The organism is Streptosporangium sp. NPDC049644 (genome assembly GCF_040675205.1).
In the GTDB taxonomy this organism is placed as follows: Bacteria; Actinomycetota; Actinomycetes; order Streptosporangiales; family Streptosporangiaceae; genus Streptosporangium; species Streptosporangium fukuiense.
The window spans coordinates 37,674-59,848 of record NZ_JBFAOJ010000032.1 but is presented as its reverse complement, the minus strand read 5'-3'; the positions used below and the strand labels follow the sequence as shown (position 1 = coordinate 59,848).

Sequence of the window (22,175 nt, the reverse complement as noted above, 5' to 3'; positions counted from 1 at the left end):
GTCACCCGGCGGACTGTTCCTCCCGCTGCCAGGCCGTCGTGTAGCGGGAGCTGGTCAGCGAGTAGTCGACGCTGCCGCTGATCCAGAACTCAAGGCCGCGCACGTAGGCGAGCACCGCCTCGGAGCCGAGTCTCTCCAGGGAGGGGCGCAGCGCCACCATGTCGGCGATGGCCCGGTTGCGCATGGCGCCGATCGCCTCCATCGCCTGCTGCCGGGAGTAGCCCCGGTGCCTGGCGAGCACGCTCACCAGGTTGTTGCGGGAGTTGACCCCCTCGCTCTCCTTGGCGTAGGAGATGAGGTCGTTGTCCCAGACCACGACGTCGTTGGCGCTCTCGGTGATCGCCTTGACGTCGGGGTGGCGCCACTCCTCGGGGGTGAGGGCGCGTCCGCTCGCGATGTCGATGAGGGCGAAGACCGTGAGCATGGCACCGGTGCGCCGCCGCATGAAGAGGTAGTCCTCCACCTGCGGAACCACATCGGCCTCGCAGTTGGCGGCCTCCCACACCTGGGCGAAGAGGTAGTCCTTGGTGACGGAGCGCCAGCGGTCGAGCTGGTCGTCGTCTCCGTACCTGGCGATCCTGCCCTTGATCTCCAGGAGCGTCCTGGCGAAGACGTCGTCGACCTCCTGCCCGGCCTCCAGGTCGTCGAGGACGGTGAACAGCCGGGGCAGGGCCCGGGTTATCTCGCCCGCGCCGCGGCCCGACTCGCAGAAGGCGTCGTCGAAGGCGAACAGCCACACGCACCAGTCGGTCACCAGCCGGAGCATGTGGTGCTCGGCGTAGGGATACGTACGGGCCCCCAGCCAGCCGTACTTGGCCCGCCGATAGCGCTCCACGGTCTCGGCGTCCTCCAGGATGCCGGTGTCCACCAGCCAGTCGAGGGTCTCGGCGTTGACCCTTTCGACATGTGGGCTGACCTCGCTGGGAAAGGGGCAGGGTAACGGGGGGACGCGAAGAGGTAGGCCTGACCTACGCGTAGTAGTAGTTCCCACTCCTCAAGGATGGCTGAAGGGCGATAGTTTTCCTATACATCGGTAAACACCTGGATATCGCAATTTTCAGGTTAACGACCGAACCATTTCCGGTATTCGTCCTGGCCGAACAGCCGGGCCACGTCCGTCGCCGAGGGAGTTCCGGCATCCGGGCCGGCACCGGCCGACCCGGCACAGGCTCGGAGCGTCTCCGTCTCACCGGCTCCCGCCAGGTCGAACAGACGGGTTGCGAACTCCCCAGGCTCAGGGTCAGGCTGCGTGTGACCCGTTGTGCCCCGATAGGGTGCCTGTGACCGCCGAGGGCATCCGGAATTCAGCGGACCCCCCGCGGGTTGAGCTGAAGAGACGATCGACGAAAGGCTGGAAAACGGTGTTCGACCCGACGGATCTCTACCGGCTCAGCGGAGACGTCCCTGAGCTGACCGATCCGGTGCTGCTCTACCACTTCGACGGGTTCGTGGACGCCGGTGGCGCCGGGCGGCTCGCCATCACCCATCTGCTCGACGAGCTGGAGCACCGGGTTGTGGCGACCTTTGACGTGGACCGCCTGCTCGACTACCGCTCCCGGCGGCCCACCATGACCTTCGACAGCGACCGCTGGGTCTCCGTGGAGAGCCCCGAGATCACGCTGCACCTCGTCCATGACCGTACGGAAACACCGTTCCTGCTGCTCAGCGGCCCCGAGCCGGACCGCGAGTGGGAGCTGTTCACCTCCGCCGTCGAAACGCTGGCCACCCGGCTGGGTATCGGCAGGCTGGTGACCTTCCACGGCATCCCGATGGCCGTCCCGCACACCCGCCCGCTGGGCGTCACCGGACATGCCAGCCGGTCCGAACTCGTCGCCGGGCAGACCAGCGCCTTCGGCAAGGTCCAGGTGCCCGGCAGCGTGGCCGCGCTGATCGAGCTCCGGCTCGGCGCCAAGGGGCACGACGCCCTCGGCTACGCCGTGCACGTTCCGCACTACCTGGCGCAGGCCGAATACCCCTCGGCCGCGGTGACCGCGCTGGAGGCGGTCACCAAGAGCACCGGGCTGGTGTTCCCGCTGGAGGCCCTGCGCGAGGCCGCCGGAAAGACCGACGCCGAGATCGCCGAGCAGATCGAGGCATCCCAGGAGCTGTCCACCGCCATCACCGGCCTGGAACAGCAGTACGACGCGTTCGCCGCGGGCGCCGAACGCGAGAGCCTGATGGCCGAGTCCGCGGAGATGCCGACCGGCGACGAGCTCGCCGCCCAGTTCGAGGCGTTCCTCGCCGAACGCGACGAACGTCGCGGTGACTGAGCTGCGCGTCGGCCTCGTCGGGTACGGGGTGGCGGGGGCGTTCTTCCATGCCCCGCTGATCGCCGCGACCCCCGGCATGCGGCTGTCCGCGGTGGTCACCGGTGACCCCGGCCGGGCCGCCGAGGTCTCGGGGAAGTACGGTGCGCGGGTGGTCGGCGACGCCGCCGACCTGTGGAACGGCGCCGACCCGGTCGACCTGGTGGTGATCGCCTCCCCCAACCGCACACACGTTCCGCTGGCGGAGGCCGCCCTGAGGGCCGGCCTGCCGGTCGTGGTGGACAAGCCGCTGGCCGCGACCGCCGGACAGGCGCGCGGCCTGGTGGAGCTGGCGCGCGCGAGGGGCCTGATGCTGACCGTGTTCCAGAACCGGCGCTGGGACGGCGACTTCCTGACGCTCGGGCGGCTGGTCTCGGCGGGCGAGCTCGGCGAGGTCACCCGGCTGGAGTCGCGTTTCGAGCGCTGGCGGCCGGTGCCGAAGGGCGGCTGGCGCGAGACGGGCGGCACCGACGAGGTCGCCGGACTGCTCTACGACCTCGGCAGCCACCTGGTGGACCAGGCTCTGCGCCTGCTCGGCCCGGTCGTCGCCGTCTACGCCGAGTCGGATGTGCGGCGCCCGGGGGTGAACGCCGACGACGACACCTTCATCGCCCTCTCCCATTCGGGCGGGGCCCGTTCCCACCTGTGGGCCGGCGCGGTCACCCCCCGGCTGGGCCCCCGATTCCGGGTGCTCGGCTCGCGGGCGGGCTACCTGAAGTACGGGCTGGACGTGCAGGAGGAGCAGTTGCGCGCCGGTCTCACCCCCGCCTCTCCCGGCTTCGGTGCGGAGCCTCCGGAGCGGTGGGGCACCCTCGGCACCGACGACGACAACCGCGTCGTCCCCACCGAACCCGGCGGCTACGCCGGGTTCTACCCGGCCGTGGCCGCCTGTCTGCGCCAGGGCGCTCCGCCGCCGGTCGGCCCCGAGGAGGTCGTCGAGGCTCTCGCCGTGCTGGAGGCGGCCCGGCGCTCGGCCGCCGAGCGCCGGGTCGTCACCCTCTGAGGAGACCTACAGCCGGGTGCCGCGCCTCCGTACCGGAGGCGCGGGCCGGTCGCACGACCTGACCGGGGACCTCAGTCGCGCAGGCGGGCGCGGAGGAGACCGGAGTCGTTCTCGCTCCAGCCGTGCGAGGCGAGCCATTCGAGCGGGCCGCCGAACCGGTTGTCCAGGACGTGCAGGAACTGCTCGATGTACTCGGGCCTCGGCCGGTGGTCGTCGGCCGGCCGGTTGTCGAGGTCGTCACGGTAGGTGGCGCTGGAACGCAACCGGGCCAGGATGCCCTCCAGGCGGTCGCCCGTGGCGACGTAGTCGGCGACGATCGCCTCACGGGTGGCACCGGCGACCTCCAGCGCGAGGGCGCTGACGACACCGGTGCGGTCCTTGCCCGCCGCGCAGTGCACGAGGGCCGCGCCGTCGTCGCGGGCCATGGCGCGCAGGGCCGCCAGGACCGAATCGGGACGGTCGCGGAGGTAGGCGTAGTAGTAACCGGTCACCCGCAACTCGGCGAGGTCCTCCTCGTCCCGCGCCGTCCAGGGCAGCACCCTGTCGCCCTCGATGGTGTCGGCCTCGACGTCGGTGTACCTGCCGCCCTCGGCGAACAGGGTGAGGTGGTGGATGTTCACCTCCGGCACCCCGGTGAGCGGCCCCGGCCCCTCCAGGCGCACCTCGGGACCGGAGCGCAGGTCGACGACGTTGCGGAGCTTCAGGTCGGCGACGAGCAGCTGAATGTCCCGCTCGGTCAGCCCCTGCAGGTTGTCGGCCCGGTAGATGCGGCCGAAGCGTGTGGTCCCGCCGTCCACCGTGGCGAGCCCGCCGAGGTCGCGTACGTTGACGGCACCTTCAAGATCAATCCAACGCGTGAAGTCGTTCATCGCCGCCAAGTTTATACGCCCCTTTACGTATGGCCAGTTAACGCCTAGGACCTATTTCCGTAATTGCCGATGTCCATGTACCGCGTCCGTAAATGCACCGCATTTTTCTCGATGAGGAAGAGTCAGCTTCTCGGCCCTGAAAGGACCGAGCTTGCAGCTCCTCGCCGTACCTGGCAGGTACGGTTCAGGCCGCGTCGTCGGCAGCGTGACCCACTGCCCGGCGACCGATGTTGATCGCCGCGAAGTGATCCGCCAGGCCAGCGAGCCCGCACGAAACACACCGGAACTCATCCCGGGCGGGACGATTCCGTTTGTCGAGGTGACCGCAGCCGGGGCAGGTGCGGGAGGTGTTGCGCGGATCCACCAACCGCACGGCCACCCCGGCCAGGGCGGCCTTGTAGGTCACGAACGTGCGCAGCTGATGGAAACCCCACGAGTGCAGGTCGGCACGCTGAGCCTTGTGAACCGTGACCCGATCCCGGATGCCCGTGAGGTCTTCCAGGGCGATCCCGGAGCGGGTGTCTTTGGCCTTGCCGACCAGTTTCTTGGCGATGACATGGTTGACGTTCCGGACGAACCGTGACTCCTTACGACGGCGCCTCTTCAGCAGCCGCTTGGCGGACTTGGTGCCCTTGGCCTGCAGCCGGGCCCGCAGCCGGGCGTTACGCCGCCGCACCGCCCGTACCCCTTTGCCGCTGTAGGACTCGCCGGTGGAGTCGGTGGCGAGGTTGACGATGCCCAGATCCACCCCCAGCCACCCCTGCGTCTCCTGCTGCCGTGGTGGTTCGGGGATCTCGACGACCACGGCGAGGAAGAACACCCCATCGCGGTAGACGAGATCGGCCTGCCCCCGCAACCTCGTCCCCTCACGCTGCAGCCACCGCCCCCGATAGAGGACGGGCACGACGACCCGGCCGCCCAAGGTGAGGAGACTGACCGCCTCTTGTCCCTTCCAGGTAAGGATGCGCTGATCGTAGGCGACCGCCCCCAACGGGCGGAAGACCGGTTTGATGGTCTTGTCACGCTTGTAGGCCTCGCAGGCCTTGGCGATGGAGCGAACGGCCATCTGCGCCGACAACCCGAACCCGTGGCGCAGTTCGGCGTAGACGAGCCTCTGCAAAGCGATCTTGTTCGCGGTGCGGTGCGCAAACGCGACCTCGGCGGCCCTGGTCGCGGCGGCGTTACACGCGCGCATCGTCGCCAGCAGGGCCTGTCCCTGTTCGGGGGAGGGCGCGAGTTTCAGCATTTCCGTCACCAGCACGCACCGATCCTGTCACTCACCGCTACCGGGCGGCACCGTTTTCCCGCGTTTCCTCCCCGTCGTGAACGACGAGGCCTCCACGCTGCAATTACGGTGAAGGTGCCCGCCTGTGTCCCGGCGCGAGGAGGTCCCGTAGATCCGAGGAGACGCTCCCCCCATCTGCTGATCGATCTGGCTCTGCCCGACTCGATCTCCTCGGTCCTGCGCGCCGGCCCGCAGGCGCTGCGCGCGGCCCGGCTGGGACAGGTCCCCCAGTACTCGCCGAACGGACCCCGCAGTACGAGGCACCGGTCGCCGAGACCGCGCAGGACACGCACCTGGAACGCCTGACCGAGCAGGCCCAGCAGATCAGAAAGTTGTTCCACCGGAGCATCGACGAGGCCCGCGACGCCGCCAGGCACCTGCTGACGGCCGCCGATCCCTGACCTCGTCGGGCGCGGGCTCCGAGCCGCCATCGGCCGTTGTGACCGAAGAACCCGGCGCGGACCCCGAGCCGCCGTATTTCCCAAAGGACGCTCAGCCCTCCGCACGGCGCAGGAGTTCCAGGGTGCGGCCCATCCCCGCCTGGTTGCCGAGACTGCGGTAGATGTCCTGGGCCTGGCGCAGAGCGTCCACCGCGGGCTGCCGCTCACCCGCCTCCAGATACGCCTCCCCCAGGTAGCGAAGGCTCCTGGCCATCCACCAGCGGTCACCCAGCTCCTCGAAGTCGCGCACCGCCCGCAGCAGTGACTCCTGCGCCTCTCGCGTACGGCCGAGCCGCCCGTGGGCGCGTCCCGCCGACAGCTCGGCCCTGGCCACGCCCCACGAGTCGCCGAGCGCGCTCAGCATCTCGGTGGCCCGGCGCACGTAGGTGAGCTCGCGGAGCGCGTTGGCCGGGTTGCCGACCTCCCCCGCCGCGCGCAGACACCTGGCCTCCTCCCACAGCTCGCCGCGGAGCCGGAACATCTCGGCCGCCCGGTCCAGGCTGAAACCGGCCCTGGCGAAGTCCTCCTCGGCGGCCCGGCGATCACCCGCGGCGTGCAGCCCCCTGGCCGTCACGCCGAGCACCTCTCCGTAGGCGCGCAGCGTCTGCGCCTCCGAGTAGCGGTTGCGGTCGCGCTCGAACACCCCCAGGGCCTCCTCCAGCAGTTCGCGCGCCTCCTCGGGCCTGCGCTGGGCGAGCCTGAGCTCCGCGAGGTTGCGCCGGGTCCTGGCCGTCCACCAGCGGTCCTCCTCGCCCTTGAAGGCGGTGACCGCGCCGATCAGGTAGCCCTGTCCCCGGTCCAGGTTGCCGTTGTTGAACAGGGTCATGCCGACCGTGCGCATCGCCCGCGCCGCCCACCAGGACTCGCCGAGGTCGGTGAAGATCTCCAGGGCCCGTTCGGCGTCCGCCGCGGCGCTGTGGTGGCCGCCCTGACCGCCCGCCACCGCCGCCCGATCCAGCAGCGCGATGCCCAGCGCCCGCCGGTCGTCCATCCGCTCCGCGGCCTCGCACAGGATCTCGGCGACCGCCCGCCAGTCGGACCAGTAGGCCCGCAGCGAGTGGCAGAGCGAGCAGAAGGCCCGGCCGAGCCCCCAGGCCAGCTCCCACATCTCCATGCCCCTGGCCTGGCCGATCACGGCGACCAGGGTCAGCCGCTCGGCGTTGAGCCAGTCGGCCGCCGAGACCTGGGCCTGCGTCACCGCTCCCGGCCCACCGGGCCTGACCCTGCGGCCCCAGTCCTGTGGCCAGCGGGCCACGGCCGCCGCCTCCGCGCGGCGGCGGTAGCCGGACAGGACCCGTTCGATGGCGGCCCGGCGGTGACTCTCGTCGTCGTCGGAGAACGCCAGCTCGCGGGCGAAGATCCTGACGAGGTCGTGCAGCCGGTAGCGCATCACCCCGGAGAGGTCGGTACCCGAGCACTCGGCGAGCTGGGCGTCGATGAGCGCCTCCAGCTGGTCGGCGCCCTCGGGTTCCGAGGTGGCGAGCAGTTCCCCCGCCACCCAGCCGGGCACGTCGGGAGCGCTCAGCAGGCTGAGCAGGCGCAGCAGGCGGCGCTGCAGGCCGGTGCAGTCGTCGTAGCTCAGCTGGAGGGAGGCCCGCACGCTCTTGTCCAGCCTGCGGGCGAGCTCAAGCTGGTCCAGGCGGCGGCGCTCGTCCCGCAGCCGGTCGGCGAGCCGGCGCAGCGTCCAGTTCTCCCGGGTGGCCAGGCGTCCGCCGCAGATGCTGATGGCCAGCGGCAGGTGGTCGCACATCCGTACGATCTCCTGGGCCGACTCCAGGTCGGCGGCGACCCTGTCGTCCCCGGCCAGCCGGGCCAGCAGCTCGACACCCTGCGCCTCGCTGAACACCGACAGCCGCTTGTCGTAGGTGTTGAGCAGGAACAGCGGCTGCCTGGAGGTGATCAGGACCGCGCACCCGGGCTCGGCCGGGATCAGGTCCTTGACCTGGTCGCCGTCGTGGGCGTTGTCCAGGCAGATAAGGATGCGCCTGCCCTTGGTCCAGGTCAGCCAGAGCGCGCGGAGCTCGGCGAGACCTCCGGGGTCGGTGGTGACCCGGACGCCGAGCGCGCGCAGGAAGCCGATCAGCACCTCCTCGGGGCCGACCGGAGCCTCCACCTCGCCGCGCAGGTCCGCGTAGAGGCGGCCGTCGGGAAAGCTCCCGGCGATCTCGTGGCCGAACCTGGCGGTGAGCACGGACTTGCCCACCCCGCCTCTGCCGTACACCGAGACGACCAGCGGCGAGGCGTTCTCCGCGTGGTCCCTGGAGCGGCGGCGCGCGGCGAAGACCTCGCGCAGCTCGGCCAGCGACTCGGTGCGGCCTGTGAAGTGCGCGGAGACCGGCGGCCACTGGTCCGGCGGGCGCGACACCGTCGTGGCGGCCGTGCCCCGCCCCTCGGCCTGCTTGCCGGTCGTCGCCCAGGTGAGCAGCCCGACCAGGAGACCGGCGACCGCGGTGGCACCGATCTTGGCCTCGGTGGGCAGCTCCCACACGTCCAGCGAGGTCGCCAGGACGCTGGCCACCGCCGCGGCGATCCCCGCCACCGCGGGCGCCGCCAGTGGGATCCGGCGTCTCGGCGCTCTGGAGCCACGCCGATCAGGCACGTTCGACGGCCCGGCCATTCACACTCCTCGCAGGAAGACCACGACACGCCCTGGAGTCGATCGTCCGGTGGCCGGACGATCGACTCCATTCGATCACAAGGGACGCTCCGCGCGCCCTCGCGATGGACACTTCCGTGTCACCCCGCCGGGGTGACGCCGGGGTGACGCCGGGGTGACGCCGGGTTGACACGGTCCGGGCCTCAGCGCCCCAGCACCTGACAGGTCGCCTTGGCGGTCTTGGCCGGGTCGCTCTCCGAGGTGGCGGTCAGGGTCACCTTCGCGAGGTGGCTGCCACCCGCCGCCCGCAGGGCGTTGACGGCGACCAGCGTGCTCTTGCCCGACCCCGCGGTCGCGAGCTCGTTGGGCAGCGAGGCGGTCCAGCCTCGGCCCTCGACCTTCGCCGACAGCCGGTAGACGTCACTCTTGAGATAGGCGCTCACATCCTCGGGGTGCTGCCCGGCGGCCTGGGCCGCCTTGCCGGTGTTGAACAGCGGGAAGCGGCAGGTGGACAGGCCGTCGCCGGACGGGAGGCCGACGGACGGGAGCACCTTCACGCCGCGCTTGTTCGGGCCGGCGCCGTCCAGCGAGCGGATCGCCACCGTGTAGGAGAGCACGCCCTTGCGGTCGCGCTTGAGATCCAGGACGTAGAAGTGCAGCCGGTTGGCCTCGTCCACGTACTCGAACTCGGAACCCGAGCCGGTGCCCGCGTGGAACAGGGCGTCCGACAGCTGGCGGTAGTCGCCGATCGTGATGGGCACGGCGGTGCCGTCCGGCAGGACATAGTCGGTCATCCCGATGTCCTGCGGGTTGGCGTCGATCACCCACTCGAAGGGCGCCTGGTCGGCGTTCTTGGTCTTGGCCAGCAGCACCCCCGAGTCGGGCGTGAAGGAGTCGGCGCCCATCCTGTCCACGACCTCGACCGTGTAGTTCTGGTATCCGCCGCCGTCGCAGAGCGGGTCGACGCGCACGTCGCAGGCCGGGCTGCGGTCGCCGTCACCGAAGGCGATGTTGACCCCGGACAGGCCGGCCGGTCCCGGCTGGATCACTCGGGCGGTCACCTCCGCCACGACGACCCCGGACTCGGCCAGCGCCTCACGGGACAGGCGCAGCACGTTGTCCTCGTCCACCATCTCAAGCTTGATCTTGTTTCGGAGCATGTGCTGGGCTCCCATGGAGCCACCCGAGGTGGGCGGGATCAGCCAGCGGCTGTGCGGGCCACCCGGGCCGTTGAAGCTGCCCCGGCTGAGCATCTCCCAGATCCCGGTGTACGCCCGGCGCGGCGGTACCCCGAACGGGTTGTTGTAGTTGTCGCCGATGCCGAGGATGTGACTGAGCTCGTGGGCGTAGACGCCCTGCCCCGAGCTCTCCGCCTGGGTGGAGGACCCGCCCCCGGCGTTGGGCCAGATGGAGGCGGCCGAGGCCCAGGACGTCCACTCCACGTAGCGGGTCCTGGCCCAGTTGGGCAGGGCCGGGTCGGGCGGGCCGAAGTCGTCGGTCACCGCCTCCTTGGTGGGGAACTTGATCGAGCCGAACTCCTGCCAGGTGGCCGACTCGTCCTGTCCTGCGCTCAGGTAGAAGACGAAGTCGAAGCCCGCCGGAACCTCCTGGCCGACGTCGCCGATCCACGCCGCCCGCGCGTCGGTCCTGATGTTGCGGTTACAGGCGTCACCGGCCGGGCAGGCGGTGCCTCCCTGGAACTCCATGGCGTACTCGTGTGACTTGCCCGGCATCTGGTAGGGGCCGAACGCGGTCAGCTCCACGCCGTAGCGCCCCCCTGAGTCCTCCATCCAGTACTCGTGGATGGTGTGGCCCCGGTTGAGGTCGTTGGGGGTGTTGAGGAAGTCCCGGTAGAAGCCGGCGACCTGGTCACGGGGGACGTCGTGGGCCTCGGCACTGGGGTTTTTGAAGACCGTCGAGCCCTTGGGCTGGGTGACCACGAACGGCTGGTTGGGATAGTCGGCCAGGACGAGCGCGCCGCGGAAGGTGCGCTTGGAACCCTTGACCGCAGGGTCGGCCCAGTTGGTGCCGGGTGGTTTGCGGTAGTCGGCCCACGTCATGTGGTCCGGGTTCTTCCAGTTCTGCGGGTCGATCGGTGCCGGGGCGGCGGGCTCGGCGCGCCGTGCGGCCGAGTCCTCGGGGGCGTCCCGCTGCCAGGGCTGGGTCTGGGGCCACTGCTCCAGGCGCCAGGGGTGCTCCGGGTCCGGGGCGGGGTCGGCGGAGGCGGGCAGGGAGGCGAGACCGATGGGCATCAGTACAACTGCGGCGATCAGTACTTTAAGCAACTTGGGGGGACGAGTCACGCTAAATGACGTTATAGATCGCTTTCGGATAGATCAACGATCCGCTGTCAGGAAAGTTGCCGGTTCCTCCCCGGCGCCGAAGCCCGGAGATCCCCACCCGCACGGGCCGGGCCTCCCGCGTGAACGGCCGTTTCGAGTCCGGTTCTCTCCCGCCGGGTGAACTCCTCGACGAGCCGACTGCCCAAGGAGGGGTCTGACCAGCACAGTAATCTCTAGTCCGAGCAAACTTCAGAAGGGAGCTCCATGACGGAACAGACCAGGAATGCCGAACGGCACGAAACCCCTCACATGACCGACGATCCCCGCGCGGACGAAGCGCCCTCCAAGGACACAGCGCCTCCCGGCGACGAGGCACCTGCCGAAAACGCGAACGGCGAACCCCGCGCGCCGCTGCGGCGCGTCGTCGGCCTGTTCCGCCCCTATCGGGGCCGGCTGGTCATCGTGGGCGCCCTCATCGGACTGTCCTCGCTCGTCTCGCTGGCCTCGCCGTTCATGCTCCGCGCGGTGCTCGACGACGCCATCCCGCACGGCAGGACCGGCCTGCTGACGCTGCTCGTACTCGGCATGGTCGCGGTCGCCGTCGTCACCAGCGTGCTCGACGTCATCCAGATGCTGATCTCCAACAGGGTCGGCCAGCGTGTCATGCACGATCTGCGCACCGCCGTCTACGGCCACCTGCAGCGCATGTCCATGGCCTTCTTCACCCGCACCAGGACCGGCGAGGTGCAGTCGCGCATCGCCAGCGACATCGGCGGCATGCAGCTGGTGGTCACCTCCACCGCCGCCGCGATCGTCTCCAACCTGACCACCGTGATCGCGACGGTCATCGCGATGCTCGTGCTGGACTGGCGGCTGACCGTGGTGTCGCTGCTGCTGCTCCCGCTCTTCGTCGGCATCAGCCGCAGGGTCGGCCGGGAGCGCAGGAAGATCACCTCCGAGCGGCAGCGGAAGATGGCCGCCATGTCGTCGATGATCCAGGAGTCGCTGTCGATCAGCGGCATCCTGCTGGGCCGGACGATGGGCCAGGGCCCCGAGCTCGCCAGACGGTTCTCCGCCGCCTCGGACGAGCTGGCCGTCCTGGAGCTCCGCTCCAGCATGGCCGGGCGCTGGCGGCAGTCCACCATCCAGATCATCATGGCGGCCATGCCCGCGATGATCTACTGGGCCACCGGGCTGACCTCGGCGATCTCCATCGGCACCGTCGTCGCCTTCACCACCCTCCAGCTGAACCTGTTCCGCCCCTCGGTGTCGCTGCTCCGGCTCGGCGTCGACGTGCAGAGCTCCCTGGCGCTGTTCGCCCGGATCTTCGAGTATCTGGACCTGGCCGTGGACATCCACCCCGGCACCCACACGCCGAAGACGGTACGCGGCGAGATCCGCTTCGAGCACGTCGACTTCTCCTACGGAGAGACCCCGACCCTGTCGGACATCGACCTCGTCGTCCCCGCCGGCACCACCCTGGCCGTGGTCGGCGAGACCGGCTCGGGCAAGACCACGCTGAGCTACCTGCTGCCCCGGCTGTACGACGTGACCGGCGGGCGGATCACCATCGACGGGGTGGACGTGCGGGAGCTGACCTTCGAGGCCCTGGCCGAGACGGTCGGCGTGGTCTCCCAGGAGACCTACCTGTTCCACTCCTCGATCGCCGACAACCTGCGGTTCGCCAACCCCTCGGCCACCGACGAGGAGATCGTCTCCGCCGCCCGGGCCGCCCGGATCCACGACCACATCGCCTCGCTGCCCGAGGGGTACGACACCGTGGTCGGCGAGCGCGGCTACCGCTTCTCCGGCGGTGAGAAGCAGCGCCTGGCCATCGCCAGGACGCTGCTGCGCGACCCGCCCGTACTGGTCCTCGACGAGGCCACCAGTGCCCTGGACACCCAGACCGAGCGCGCCGTCCAGGAGGCGCTGGACACCCTGTCGCGCGGCCGGACCACCATCACGATCGCGCACCGGCTGTCGACGATCCGCGACGCCGACCAGATCGTGGTCCTCGACCGGGGCCGTGTCGTCGAACGCGGCGGCCACGACGACCTCCTCGCCGCCGGCGGCCCCTACGCCGCCCTGGTCAACCGCGACCGCTCCCTCACCACGGCCTGATTAGATTCGACCCACGGCATCGGACGCCTCGCCATTCCCTGTTGAAGGACAAGACGCATGAACAGCCCCTTGCGGACCGCCCAACCGACCTTCCGTACCGCCACCGACGCGGACGTCCTCCCCCTGGTCTCCTTGGTCGAGTCGGCCTACCGGGGCGAGTCGAGCCTGGCCGGTTGGACGAGCGAGGCGAGCCTGCTGGGCGGGCAGCGGACGGACGCCGGGGGCGTGGCCGCCGCGGTGCTGAACCCGGACGGCCGGGTGCTGGTCGTGGAGTCGGAGGGCGAGATCATCGCCTGCTGCCAGGTGGAGCGCCGGGACGGGCACGCGTACTTCGGGATGTTCGCCGTACGCCCCACGCTGCAGGGCGGCGGCCTCGGCAAGGCGGTCCTCGCCGAGGCCGAGCGTCTCGCCCGCGACGAGTGGGGGGTGGACGAGATGCACATGACGGTGATCTCGGTCCGCGAGGAACTGCTCGCCTGGTACGTGCGCCGAGGCTACGTCCGCACCGGCGAGACGGCCCCGTTCCCCTACGGCGACGAGAGCTTCGGCCTGCCGACCAGGGACGACCTGGAGTTCGAGGTGCTGGTCAAGAAGCTCGGCTGAGCAGAAGGATCGCCCACCGGAACACCTGCCGTCGGGGAGGGGAACATGCCGGGTTGGGAAGCTCGACCGGGCGGTGACGTTCGGCCTTCCGGATACGAGTGACCGGTGACGCCTCGGCGGGCCTTGCCGGGGACGGACGGCTCTCGGCGGTAGCGTGGCGAGGGTGAGCAAGCCCTACCTCGACCCCGTCACCTGGTACGCCACCCTGCCCACCGTGTTCGTCTGCGCCTGCCTGCTGATCACCGACCCCGAGGGCCGGGTGCTGCTGGTCAAGCCCAACTACCGGCCGACCTGGGACTTTCCCGGTGGGGTCGTGGAAGAGGACGAGGCGCCCCACGAGTGCGCGAGGCGCGAGGTGGCCGAGGAACTCGGCGTGCCCGTCGAGGTGGGTGATCTCCTCGTGGTCCATTGGAGCCCCCCGTCGGGGGAACGCCCCCGCCCGCTGATCAGCTTCGTGTTCGACGGCGGCGTGCTGAGCGATGCCGACCAGATCACTCCGGAGGCCGAGGAGCTTGACGAGGTGGCGTTCCTCCCGTGGCACACCGCCGTCACCCTCCTTTCGGGGAACATCACCACCCGCCTGCTCACCGCCCGCCTCGCCCGGCACGAAGGACGTCCCATCTACCTGTCGGACGAATGACCGGACCGGGCCTGATCGAGTTCAGCCCTCTCGTCTCAGCGCGAGGTGCCAGGGAAGTCGAACTCCCCGTCCTTGACGCCGCCGACGAACGCCTCCCACTCGGCACGGGTATAGACGATCACCTCACCACCGGGCCGATGACTGTGCCGCACCGCCACCCGCCCACTACCATCCGCCAACGGCCCCGCCTCCACACAGCTTCCGCCACCGTTGTCGCTTTTCGTGCTGATGCGCCAGGCAACACCGGCCAGGTCCTCGGGAGTAGGCATGCCATGCCCTTTCATCGGTTTCACCGCAGCAGTTCCTCTGCTGTCACGGAGATCAACTCAGCCGACTCCTCAGGCGTGAGAGCCAGCTCTCGCAATTCATCGTACGCCTGCATGAAGCGTTGAGTATCGGGTGATTCAACATAGATAGCCCCTTTTGGGGTCTCCGCATAGCCGATCTCGGGAAACGGTTTCTCCATCGAGAAAATACGGAACGCACCGGTTGGACTGGCGTGCGCCCCAGCACTGAACGGCAGCACACGAATCTCGACATTCGGTTCGGCGATAAGGCCCGCCAGGTGTCGCAGCTGCGCTGACAAACACCCTGCGCCACCGACCTCGCGACGCAGGATGGCCTCATCGATGATCGCTGAGAACCGGGGTGGGTTTTCTCTTTCGAGAATCCCTTGGCGAGTCATGCGAAGCTCGACCCACCGGTCGATCTGCTCGCTTTTCGCGTCGTACTCGGCCGCCGTGATCGCTGCCCGCGCGTATTGCGAGGTATGCAGCAAACCTGGGAGCAGGGTGTTGTCGAAGGTACGGATCTCGGCCGCGCGGGACTCCAGCCACACATAGTCGACAAACGCACCGGCGACCTCGTTGGCGTATCCGTCCCACCAACCCTTCTGCCAGACCTCCTGGCTGAGTTTCATCAGGCTCTCGCGGCGCCTGCCGTCGGCCACGCCGTACAGATCGAGAAGAGCCAGCAGGTCCGGGCGTCGGATGGGATAGCCGCCGGACTCGAAGCGGCTGACGGTGCCCGGATCTCGCTGCAGATACTCGGCCACGTCTTTGAGGAGCAGATCGTTGGCCTCGCGCAACTCCCGGAGCTGCTGGCCGAGCCACTGAGAACGCAACGTGACCCACTTTGGAGCAGCCACGCTCCTCCTTCCTGAACAGATCAACGCAAACCGGATGCCAGCTCAAACAATCAAGTTGGACAACTTGTGGAGCACGTGTCGTGCATGCAACTATACTCAGAGTGAGGAGGCGATCACAATAAGTGCACGGTTCGGCAGTTACCGGTCAACCGGAGAGCCCTGTGGTCGTACGAACACCAAGGAAGAGAAGGAGACCGGGGCGGGCTTCGCTGACAGGCCACGCCCGCCCCGGTCCCGATGCCGGAAGGAAGCACCCGAGATGGAGCACTTCAACGGTTCCGACTACCCGACTGTTTACCACGGCATGGGCTCACGGCACGGCGAGACCGGAGACGGCGGGGGCGGTTTGTCCTGGCAGTCCGATTCGCCGCTCAGCAGGGAGGAGGTGCGGGCACTGGCCGGAGGGTTGCCCCGCGTGTTCGCGCTGGTCCGGGAGGCCGAGGACGAGGAGATCGTGGCGCGGGTGGTGGCGTACGGACTGGCCCTGCCGGGCGGCGACGCGGCCACCGTCGGCGCGATCAGGGGATTCGGCCGGTGGACGAGCGTGCGGAGCGCCGCGTACCGGCTCGGCTCCGACCTCGTCTGGCTCGGCGACGGGTGACCGTACCCGCTTGGTGCGGCATGGCTCGGCGGCCGCCGAGCCATGCTCTGACCTGTGGGTTTTCGGGCGTAAAACGGGTAAGGCCGGAATATGAGTCAAATGCCCCCGGACCGTAAAGGTCTAAGCGACGAGCAGGCGGTCGAGGTCGAGGAGTGGACCGATGACCTCGGTCTGCACCACGAGATCCGCCCGGACGACCCCGAACATCGGGACACGCTTGACGAACGTCTCTGGCGTGAGGCCCCGAACCACGAGCGACGGCCGCCACGCGAGGAGGACCGGCTGGTGGCACCCGATGAGGGCATCGGCCCGGACGAGACGTCCGAGGAGTACGCCCGGGATGTCGGCCCCGACAGCGGAGACCTGTCAGCCGAGGAACGCGCCATCCACATCGAACCCGACTGATCCGGCTCGTGCGGAAGGCCCTTCGCGGTGTCCTCACCGAGGACGCCGTCGAAGCCACGTGCCGGGTACCCGGCCCCGCGTGGACACCTGGATCGGCTGCTGAACCTGAGGCTCGACGTTACCCATGATCACGCCCCTGACCTGCAATGATCAGGAACCTTCTGGATAACGCCCATTTTGATCGTCAGTAACAGGGTCCACGAGACACGCACCCCCCCCGCCCCGGCACCGCGAGCGGTCCGCGATCAACCGCCGGTCTCGCGAGTCAGCGCCGCGACGAGGCCGGGGAAGTCGTCGATGACGTGGTCGGCCTCGGCCGCCTCAGGGCGGGCGGCGTGCAGGTGACCCCACGGGCCCCGGCGGATCAGCGCGGTCCACATTCCGGCCGCGCGGGCGGGCCGGACATCGTTGTCGAGCCGGTCTCCCACGTAGAGGATCTCGCCGGCCTCGCGCCCCGACACCGCGACGACCTTCGCGAAGAAGCCCGGATCGGGCTTGGACACACCCCAGCCGTCGGAGGTGTGAATCGCGTCGACGGGCAGATCCATCTCGGCCAGCGCGTTATACGCCTGCGGCGGCTGGTTGCCCGCGATGATCAGCTCGTACCCGAGCCCGCGCAACGCGGCCAGGCCAGGCCGTACGTCCGGATAGAGGTCGTCGGCGTCGAAGTTCACCCGGAGCCCGGCGGGGTCGTCACGCTTCCACGCCTCCTGCTCGGCCTCGACGTCGAACCCGGGCCGCAGCAGCCGGAACGCGTCCTCGAACGACCGGTCGAGCGCGGCCATGCCGCCCAGCACGCCGAGCATGGTGAAGGGGGTGACACCGAGCCGATCGGCCCAGCGCGACCAGATCCGCGTCTCGTCGATCAGCGTCTCACCCACGTCGAACACCAGCGCCCTGACCACGCCGCCCCCTTTCCCAAACCCATCTGATCGTAGCCCGACCCGGCAAAACGGACAGCCGAGGACCACTCCGGAGCGAGCCCCCTCGTACAAACGCGCCCCTCTGCCGACACCCCGCCAAGCTGATCCATAACCGGAGGGCATGTGTCCCGGCCCCAAAGAGAGTCCGTGCGACACTTAGCGTGCTTGGTCGAACACGGAGGGGGATAGGGCGATGGTGGCAACGACACGGGGACGTCCCTCACACCATGCTTCCTCGAAGGATCCGCCACCCGCTCGTACGGCGCGGGATCTCCTCGAAACGCTGCCCCCCACCCCCGGCTTCCGCGCCGAAGTCATCGACGGGAGTCTGATCGTGAGCCCCGTGGGCACCCCCGAACACAGCTGGAGCGCGACGCTCCTCTCCTACGCGTTGCAGCCGGTCGTCATGGAGCGCGACTGGCGCGCACACGTGGGCGGAGTGAACATCTGCATCGACGGTCCCCGAGACAGCCTCATCCCCGACTTCGTCATCGCCCCCGCGGACTGCCCGCGTTGGGGTGCCCTGGAGCTGCGCTCCTCCGGTTTGATCATGGTCACCGAGGTCGTCTCCCCAGGGAGCGCCCGAACCGACCGCGACGACAAACCCCGCATCTACGCCACGGGCGGGGTGCCGATCATGCTGCTCGTCGACCCGATCGTCACCCCTGGAACGGCAACGGTTCTCAGCGATCCCGAGGACGGCGCCTACCGGACCGTCACACGCGTCCAGCTGGGCAAACCGCTCCGGATCCCCTCCCCCGTCGACTTCGACCTCGACACCTCGATCTTCCTGTAACTCTCGCGATCCGGCGGAGCCTCGGCTCGTGGCAACGGTTCCGCCGACATCAAGCCGGAGACCTCAGGGCGACCAGCGCCAGGTGAGCGGTGGTCGAGATGTGGCAACGGCTCCGCGAAATCAAGCCAGACGGTTCGCCTCCCTGTGTGAACCGTCAGAGTTTCTCCATCGCCTTGCGGATGCGCTTGTCGGAGATCGAGTACGGGGTGCCGAGGGTCTGGGCGAAGTAGCTGACCCTGAGCTCCTCGATCATCCAGCGGATCTGCCGGACGTCGTCGTCGGCGCGGCGGGCCGGGGGGAGCTTCTCGACCAGCTCGTGATAGTCGTCCTCGATGTCGTGCACCTTGCCCATCCGCTCCCCGTCGCGGAACGCGTCCTCGTGCACCTTCTCCAGCCGCCGCTCGGCCCCCTTGAGATAGCGGAGCAGGTCGGGCAGGCGCTTGTAACCGGTCTCGGTGACGAAGCCCGGGTAGACCAGGTTGGCCACCTGGTCGCGGATGTCCTCGATCGCGGGCGTCCCCCGGGACTCGGGCAGCAGCGTCGAGACGGTGTGCCAGACCTTGAGGATGCTCTCCACGCGAGCGACCGTCTCGGCCGTGGTGTCGAAGAGCTCGGCGCGGACCGCCTCGTGCAGGGCGGTGAAGGCGGACTCGTCCCAGACCGGCCCGCCGTACTCGTTCATGAGGTGGTCGGCGGCGCAGGCGATGCAGTCGTCGAACAGGGCGACGGCACCGGCGTGCGGGCTCCGGCTCAGGGCGAGCTTGGACTGGTTGCCGAGGCGGCCGAGCACCCATTTGGCCGGGGACGGGGTGTTGAGCAGCAGCAGCCTGCGGGTGCCCTCCCACATGGCCCGGCGCTGCTCGGCCTCGGTCTCGAACATCCGTACCGCCACGGTGGCGCCCTCGTCGGCGAGCGCCGGATAGGCCTTCATCCTGCGCTGCTCGAACGTCTTGGGCAGCGCGCCCACGGTCCACCCCGTCAGGCCGGTTCTCTCCAGGCCGTCGGCGGCCTTGGAGAGGGTCTGGCGGAGTTTGGGGGCGAGGCGCCGCTTGAGGTCGGCCAGGTCCTTGCTCTCGGCCAGTTTCTGCCTGCGGCCGTCCGTCACCCTGAAGGTGATCTTGAGGTGGTCCGGGACCAGGTCCGGTTGCCAGTTCTCGCGGGTCACCTGGAAGCCGGTCAGGTTGAGCAGCTCGCGCTCCAGCACCGCGAGCAGCGGCTCCTGGGTGGGCTTGGCCCGCTCCAGGATCCTCTTGGCGTAGTTGGGGGCCGGGACGAAGTTACGCCGGATGTTCTTGGGCAGGCTGCGGATGAGCGCGGTGAGCAACTCCTCGCGCAACCCGGGGATCTGCCAGTCGAACCCCTCGACGTTGACCTGGTTGAGCAGCGCGAGCGGGATGTGCGCGGTGACGCCGTCGGCGTCGGTGCCAGGCTCGAACTGGTAGGTCAGCGGGAAGCGCAGGCCGCCCTGGCGCCACACGTCGGGGTAGTCGCGCCGGCTGACGTCGCCCGCCGACTCGCTGATCAGCATCGACTTCTCGAAGCTGAGCAGGTCGGGCTGGTCGGCGCGGGCCTTCTTCCACCAGGAGTCGAAGTGCCGGCCCGAGACGACGTCCGCGGGAACGCGCTGGTCGTAGAAGTCGAACAGGGTCTCGTCGTCGACGAGGATGTCGCGGCGCCTGGCCCGCTCCTCCAGTTCCTCGACCTCTTCGAGGAGCTTGCGGTTCTCGGCGAAGAAGGCGTGGTGGGTCTCCCAGTCGCCCTCGACCAGGGCGTGCCGGATGAACAGCTCCCGGCTCAGCTCGGGGTCGATGCGGCCGTAGTTGACCTTGCGCTGGGCCACGATCGGCACCCCGTACAGGGTGACCTTCTCGTACGCCATCACCGAGCCCTGTTTCTTCTCCCAGTGCGGCTCGGAGTAGGTGCGTTTGATCAGGTGCGCGGCGAGCGGTTCGACCCACTCCGGTTCGATCTTGGCGTTGACCCGGGCCCAGAGCCGGGAGGTCTCCACCAGCTCGGCGGACATCACCCAGAGCGGCTGCTTCTTGGCGAGCGCGGAACCAGGGAAGATCGCGAACCGGGCGTTGCGCGCGCCGATGTACTCGGTCATCGGCCTGCGCGGCTCGTTCGTGCCGCGGCGGGCACCGGGCTCCGTGGTCTTCTTGTCGATGTCCTTGACGCCGACGTGGGAGAGCAGGCCGGAGAGCAGGGAGATGTGGATCTTCTGCTCGTCGCCGGGGGCGCTGTTGAGGGCGACGCCGAGGGTCTTCGACATCTGGCGCAGCTGGCCGTAGACGTCCTGCCACTCGCGGACCCTCAGGTAGTTGAGGAACTCCGCCTTGCACAGGCGCCGGAACGCGCTGGAGGAGAGCTCCTTCTGCTGCTCCTGCAGGTAGTTCCACAGGTTCAGGTACGAGACGAAGTCGGACTCCTTGTCGGCGAACCGGCGGTGCTTGTCGTCGGCGGCCTGCTGCTTGTCGGCCGGACGTTCGCGCGGGTCCTGAATCGACAGGGCGGAGGCGATGACCATGACCTCGCGGACGCAGCCGTTGTGGTCGGCCTCCAGCACCATGCGGGCCAGTCGCGGGTCGACGGGGAGCCCGGCCAGCTTGCGGCCGAGCGGGGTCATCTGCCGCCCCTGGTCGAAGGCGCCCAGCTCCTGGAGCAGGTCGTAGCCGTCCCTGACCTGGCGCTGGTCGGGCGGCTCGACGAACGGGAAGGCCCCGATGTCGCCCAGGCCGATCGAGGTCATCTGCAGGATGACCGAGGCGAGGTTGGTACGGAGGATCTCCGGGTCGGTGAACTCCGGCCGGGTGACGAAGTCGTCCTCCTCGTACAGCCGGATGCAGATGCCGTCGGAGACCCGGCCGCAGCGGCCCTTGCGCTGGTTGGCCGAGGCCTGGGAGATCGCCTCGATGGGGAGGCGCTGGACCTTGGTCCGGTGGCTGTAGCGGGAGATGCGGGCGAATCCGGGGTCGACCACGTACTTGATGCCGGGCACGGTCAGCGAGGTCTCGGCCACGTTGGTGGCCAGCACGACCCTGCGCCTGGTGTGCCGCTGGAAGACCTTGTGCTGCTCGGCGGCGGACAGCCTGGCGTACAGCGGCAGGATCTCGGCGTCCTTGCGCTTGGCGAGCGCCTCGGCGGTGTCGCGGATCTCCCGCTCGCCGCTGAGGAAGACCAGGATGTCGCCTGGTCCCTCGGCGCACAGCTCGTCGACGGCGCTGCCGATCGCCTGGATCTGGTCGTCGTCCTCGGCGATCGGCCGGTAACGCACCTCGACGGGGTAGGTCCGGCCGGAGACCTCCACGATCGGCGCGTCGCCGAAGTGCTTGGAGAAGCGTTCGGGGTCGATGGTCGCCGAGGTGATGATCACCTTCAGGTCGGGGCGGCGCGGCAGCAGTTGCTTGAGATAGCCCAGGATGAAGTCGATGTTGAGGCTGCGCTCGTGCGCCTCGTCGACGATCAGCGTGTCGTACTGGTCGAGGTCGCGGTCGTTCTGCAGCTCGGCCAGCAGGATGCCGTCCGTCATGACCTTGACGAGCGTGCCGTCGCTCACCTGGTCGGTGAAGCGCACCTTGTAGCCCACGGCGTCACCGAGCGGGGTGTCGAGCTCTTCGGCGACGCGCTCGGCCACGGTACGGGCGGCGATCCGGCGGGGCTGGGTGTGCCCGATCAGCCCTCTGACGCCCCGGCCGAGCTCCAGGCAGATCTTCGGCAGCTGGGTGGTCTTGCCCGAGCCGGTCTCACCGGCGACGATCACGACCTGGTTGTCGCGGATCGCCTCCAGGATGTCGTCCTTGCGCCGGCTGACCGGCAGCGCCTCCGGATAGGTGATCGCGGGAACGCCGGCGCGACGTCGGGCGACCCGGCGCTCGGCCCGCTCGATGTCGGCGGTGATCTCGACGGTGATCTTCTGCTGCGCGGCCCGGTTTCTGACCTTGCGAGCCCCGTCGAGCCTGCGTCGTAGCCGCCGTTGGTCACGGAGCGTGAGCTCGGGCAGGCGCGTGTGCAACTCGGAGAGCGGAGATGTCAAAGGAGGCGTTCCCATACTGAAACCCAGGATACTTTCGGCTCGCGCCTGACGGCTCACGCGTGCCCTTCGAAGGCCCCCGTGTGAAGCCCCAACCGTTCATGCTGCCTGACCCGCCGCCTCCCCGC

Annotated in this window: 17 protein-coding genes; 8 read left to right on the top strand and 9 right to left on the bottom strand. The window is 69.3% G+C overall.

Annotated features, from left to right (window positions below):
- Position 1 precedes the first annotated feature (1 nt).
- Entirely contained in the window at positions 2–991 is a 990-nt protein-coding gene (locus AB0J58_RS19890) for a 4-epi-cubebol synthase (protein ID WP_364217555.1), read from the bottom strand.
- A 370-nt stretch (positions 992–1,361) separates the two neighbouring features.
- Here AB0J58_RS19890 and AB0J58_RS19885 point away from each other — a divergent pair, with 370 nt between their 5' ends.
- The gene (locus AB0J58_RS19885; RefSeq protein WP_364217553.1) at positions 1,362–2,270 is read left to right on the top strand and encodes a PAC2 family protein; all 909 of its coding nucleotides are present in this window, start codon (positions 1,362–1,364) and stop codon (positions 2,268–2,270) included.
- Positions 2,263–3,309 (top strand): Gfo/Idh/MocA family oxidoreductase, encoded by a 1,047-nt coding sequence (locus AB0J58_RS19880; protein WP_364217551.1) that lies wholly within the window; start codon positions 2,263–2,265, stop codon positions 3,307–3,309. Before AB0J58_RS19885 ends, AB0J58_RS19880 begins: the two co-directional genes overlap by 8 nt.
- 71 nt (positions 3,310–3,380) lie before the next feature.
- On the opposite strand, the gene AB0J58_RS19875 is transcribed toward AB0J58_RS19880, so the two are convergent.
- From AB0J58_RS19875 to AB0J58_RS19860, 4 genes are all read right to left on the bottom strand, one after another.
- Positions 3,381–4,178 carry a tyrosine-protein phosphatase gene (locus AB0J58_RS19875; protein WP_343962078.1) on the bottom strand — a complete coding sequence of 266 codons (798 nt, stop codon included), beginning with the start codon at positions 4,176–4,178 and terminating at the stop codon, positions 3,381–3,383.
- Positions 4,179–4,362: 184 nt separating this feature from the next.
- Positions 4,363–5,439, bottom strand: coding sequence for an RNA-guided endonuclease TnpB family protein (locus tag AB0J58_RS19870; protein ID WP_364217549.1), 1,077 nt, complete (start codon positions 5,437–5,439; stop codon positions 4,363–4,365).
- A gap of 516 nt (positions 5,440–5,955) precedes the next feature.
- The gene (locus AB0J58_RS19865; protein WP_364217547.1) at positions 5,956–8,520 is read right to left on the bottom strand and encodes a tetratricopeptide repeat protein; all 2,565 of its coding nucleotides are present in this window, start codon (positions 8,518–8,520) and stop codon (positions 5,956–5,958) included.
- Between the two features lie 182 nt (positions 8,521–8,702).
- Positions 8,703–10,802, bottom strand: a complete 2,100-nt coding sequence (locus tag AB0J58_RS19860) for a M6 family metalloprotease domain-containing protein (RefSeq protein WP_364217545.1) — start codon at positions 10,800–10,802, stop codon at positions 8,703–8,705.
- Positions 10,803–11,090: 288 nt separating this feature from the next.
- Here AB0J58_RS19860 and AB0J58_RS19855 point away from each other — a divergent pair, with 288 nt between their 5' ends.
- The 3 genes from AB0J58_RS19855 (at position 11,091) to AB0J58_RS19845 (ending at position 14,145) form a co-directional block, all read left to right on the top strand.
- Entirely contained in the window at positions 11,091–12,902 is a 1,812-nt protein-coding gene (locus AB0J58_RS19855) for an ABC transporter ATP-binding protein (RefSeq protein WP_364217543.1), read from the top strand.
- A gap of 57 nt (positions 12,903–12,959) precedes the next feature.
- Positions 12,960–13,505, top strand: coding sequence for a GNAT family N-acetyltransferase (locus AB0J58_RS19850; RefSeq protein ID WP_364217541.1), 546 nt, complete (start codon positions 12,960–12,962; stop codon positions 13,503–13,505).
- Between the two features lie 163 nt (positions 13,506–13,668).
- The gene (locus AB0J58_RS19845; RefSeq protein ID WP_364217539.1) at positions 13,669–14,145 is read left to right on the top strand and encodes an NUDIX hydrolase; all 477 of its coding nucleotides are present in this window, start codon (positions 13,669–13,671) and stop codon (positions 14,143–14,145) included.
- A gap of 35 nt (positions 14,146–14,180) precedes the next feature.
- Here AB0J58_RS19845 and AB0J58_RS19840 read toward each other — a convergent pair whose 3' ends face one another.
- Both AB0J58_RS19840 and AB0J58_RS19835 read right to left on the bottom strand, forming a co-directional pair.
- On the bottom strand, positions 14,181–14,414 hold the full coding sequence (locus AB0J58_RS19840; RefSeq protein ID WP_364217537.1) for a DUF397 domain-containing protein: 234 nt from the start codon (positions 14,412–14,414) through the stop codon (positions 14,181–14,183).
- A gap of 20 nt (positions 14,415–14,434) precedes the next feature.
- Positions 14,435–15,292, bottom strand: a complete 858-nt coding sequence (locus tag AB0J58_RS19835) for a helix-turn-helix transcriptional regulator (RefSeq protein ID WP_364217535.1) — start codon at positions 15,290–15,292, stop codon at positions 14,435–14,437.
- 259 nt (positions 15,293–15,551) lie between these two features.
- Here AB0J58_RS19835 and AB0J58_RS19830 point away from each other — a divergent pair, with 259 nt between their 5' ends.
- Positions 15,552–15,893 (top strand): hypothetical protein, encoded by a 342-nt coding sequence (locus tag AB0J58_RS19830; RefSeq protein WP_364217533.1) that lies wholly within the window; start codon positions 15,552–15,554, stop codon positions 15,891–15,893.
- A 99-nt stretch (positions 15,894–15,992) separates the two neighbouring features.
- Positions 15,993–16,298, top strand: a complete 306-nt coding sequence (locus tag AB0J58_RS19825) for a DUF5709 domain-containing protein (RefSeq protein ID WP_364217531.1) — start codon at positions 15,993–15,995, stop codon at positions 16,296–16,298.
- Between the two features lie 245 nt (positions 16,299–16,543).
- Here the strand turns inward: AB0J58_RS19825 and AB0J58_RS19820 are convergent, their stop codons facing one another.
- The gene (locus tag AB0J58_RS19820; RefSeq protein ID WP_364217529.1) at positions 16,544–17,203 is read right to left on the bottom strand and encodes an HAD family hydrolase; all 660 of its coding nucleotides are present in this window, start codon (positions 17,201–17,203) and stop codon (positions 16,544–16,546) included.
- A 211-nt stretch (positions 17,204–17,414) separates the two neighbouring features.
- Between AB0J58_RS19820 and AB0J58_RS19815 the strand changes: the two genes are divergently transcribed.
- A complete protein-coding gene (locus AB0J58_RS19815; RefSeq protein ID WP_364217527.1) occupies positions 17,415–18,017 on the top strand; it encodes a Uma2 family endonuclease in 603 nt (200 codons plus the stop codon).
- A gap of 154 nt (positions 18,018–18,171) precedes the next feature.
- On the opposite strand, the gene hrpA is transcribed toward AB0J58_RS19815, so the two are convergent.
- Entirely contained in the window at positions 18,172–22,065 is a 3,894-nt protein-coding gene (hrpA, locus tag AB0J58_RS19810) for an ATP-dependent RNA helicase HrpA (RefSeq protein ID WP_364217525.1), read from the bottom strand.
- Positions 22,066–22,175: the final 110 nt, after the last annotated feature.

Bases quoted from the DNA above. Each gene is read 5' to 3' on its own strand.
- AB0J58_RS19875 (WP_343962078.1), bottom strand. From the start codon at position 4,178: ATGAACGACTTCACGCGTTGGATTGATCTTGAAGGTGCCGTCAACGTA.
- AB0J58_RS19865 (WP_364217547.1), bottom strand. From the start codon at position 8,520: ATGGCCGGGCCGTCGAACGTGCCTGATCGGCGTGGCTCCAGAGCGCCG.
- AB0J58_RS19850 (WP_364217541.1), top strand. From the start codon at position 12,960: ATGAACAGCCCCTTGCGGACCGCCCAACCGACCTTCCGTACCGCCACC.
- AB0J58_RS19825 (WP_364217531.1), top strand. From the start codon at position 15,993: ATGCCCCCGGACCGTAAAGGTCTAAGCGACGAGCAGGCGGTCGAGGTC.
- AB0J58_RS19840 (WP_364217537.1), bottom strand. From the start codon at position 14,414: ATGCCTACTCCCGAGGACCTGGCCGGTGTTGCCTGGCGCATCAGCACG.
- AB0J58_RS19830 (WP_364217533.1), top strand. From the start codon at position 15,552: ATGGAGCACTTCAACGGTTCCGACTACCCGACTGTTTACCACGGCATG.
- AB0J58_RS19815 (WP_364217527.1), top strand. From the start codon at position 17,415: ATGGTGGCAACGACACGGGGACGTCCCTCACACCATGCTTCCTCGAAG.
- AB0J58_RS19855 (WP_364217543.1), top strand. From the start codon at position 11,091: ATGACCGACGATCCCCGCGCGGACGAAGCGCCCTCCAAGGACACAGCG.
- hrpA (WP_364217525.1), bottom strand. From the start codon at position 22,065: ATGGGAACGCCTCCTTTGACATCTCCGCTCTCCGAGTTGCACACGCGC.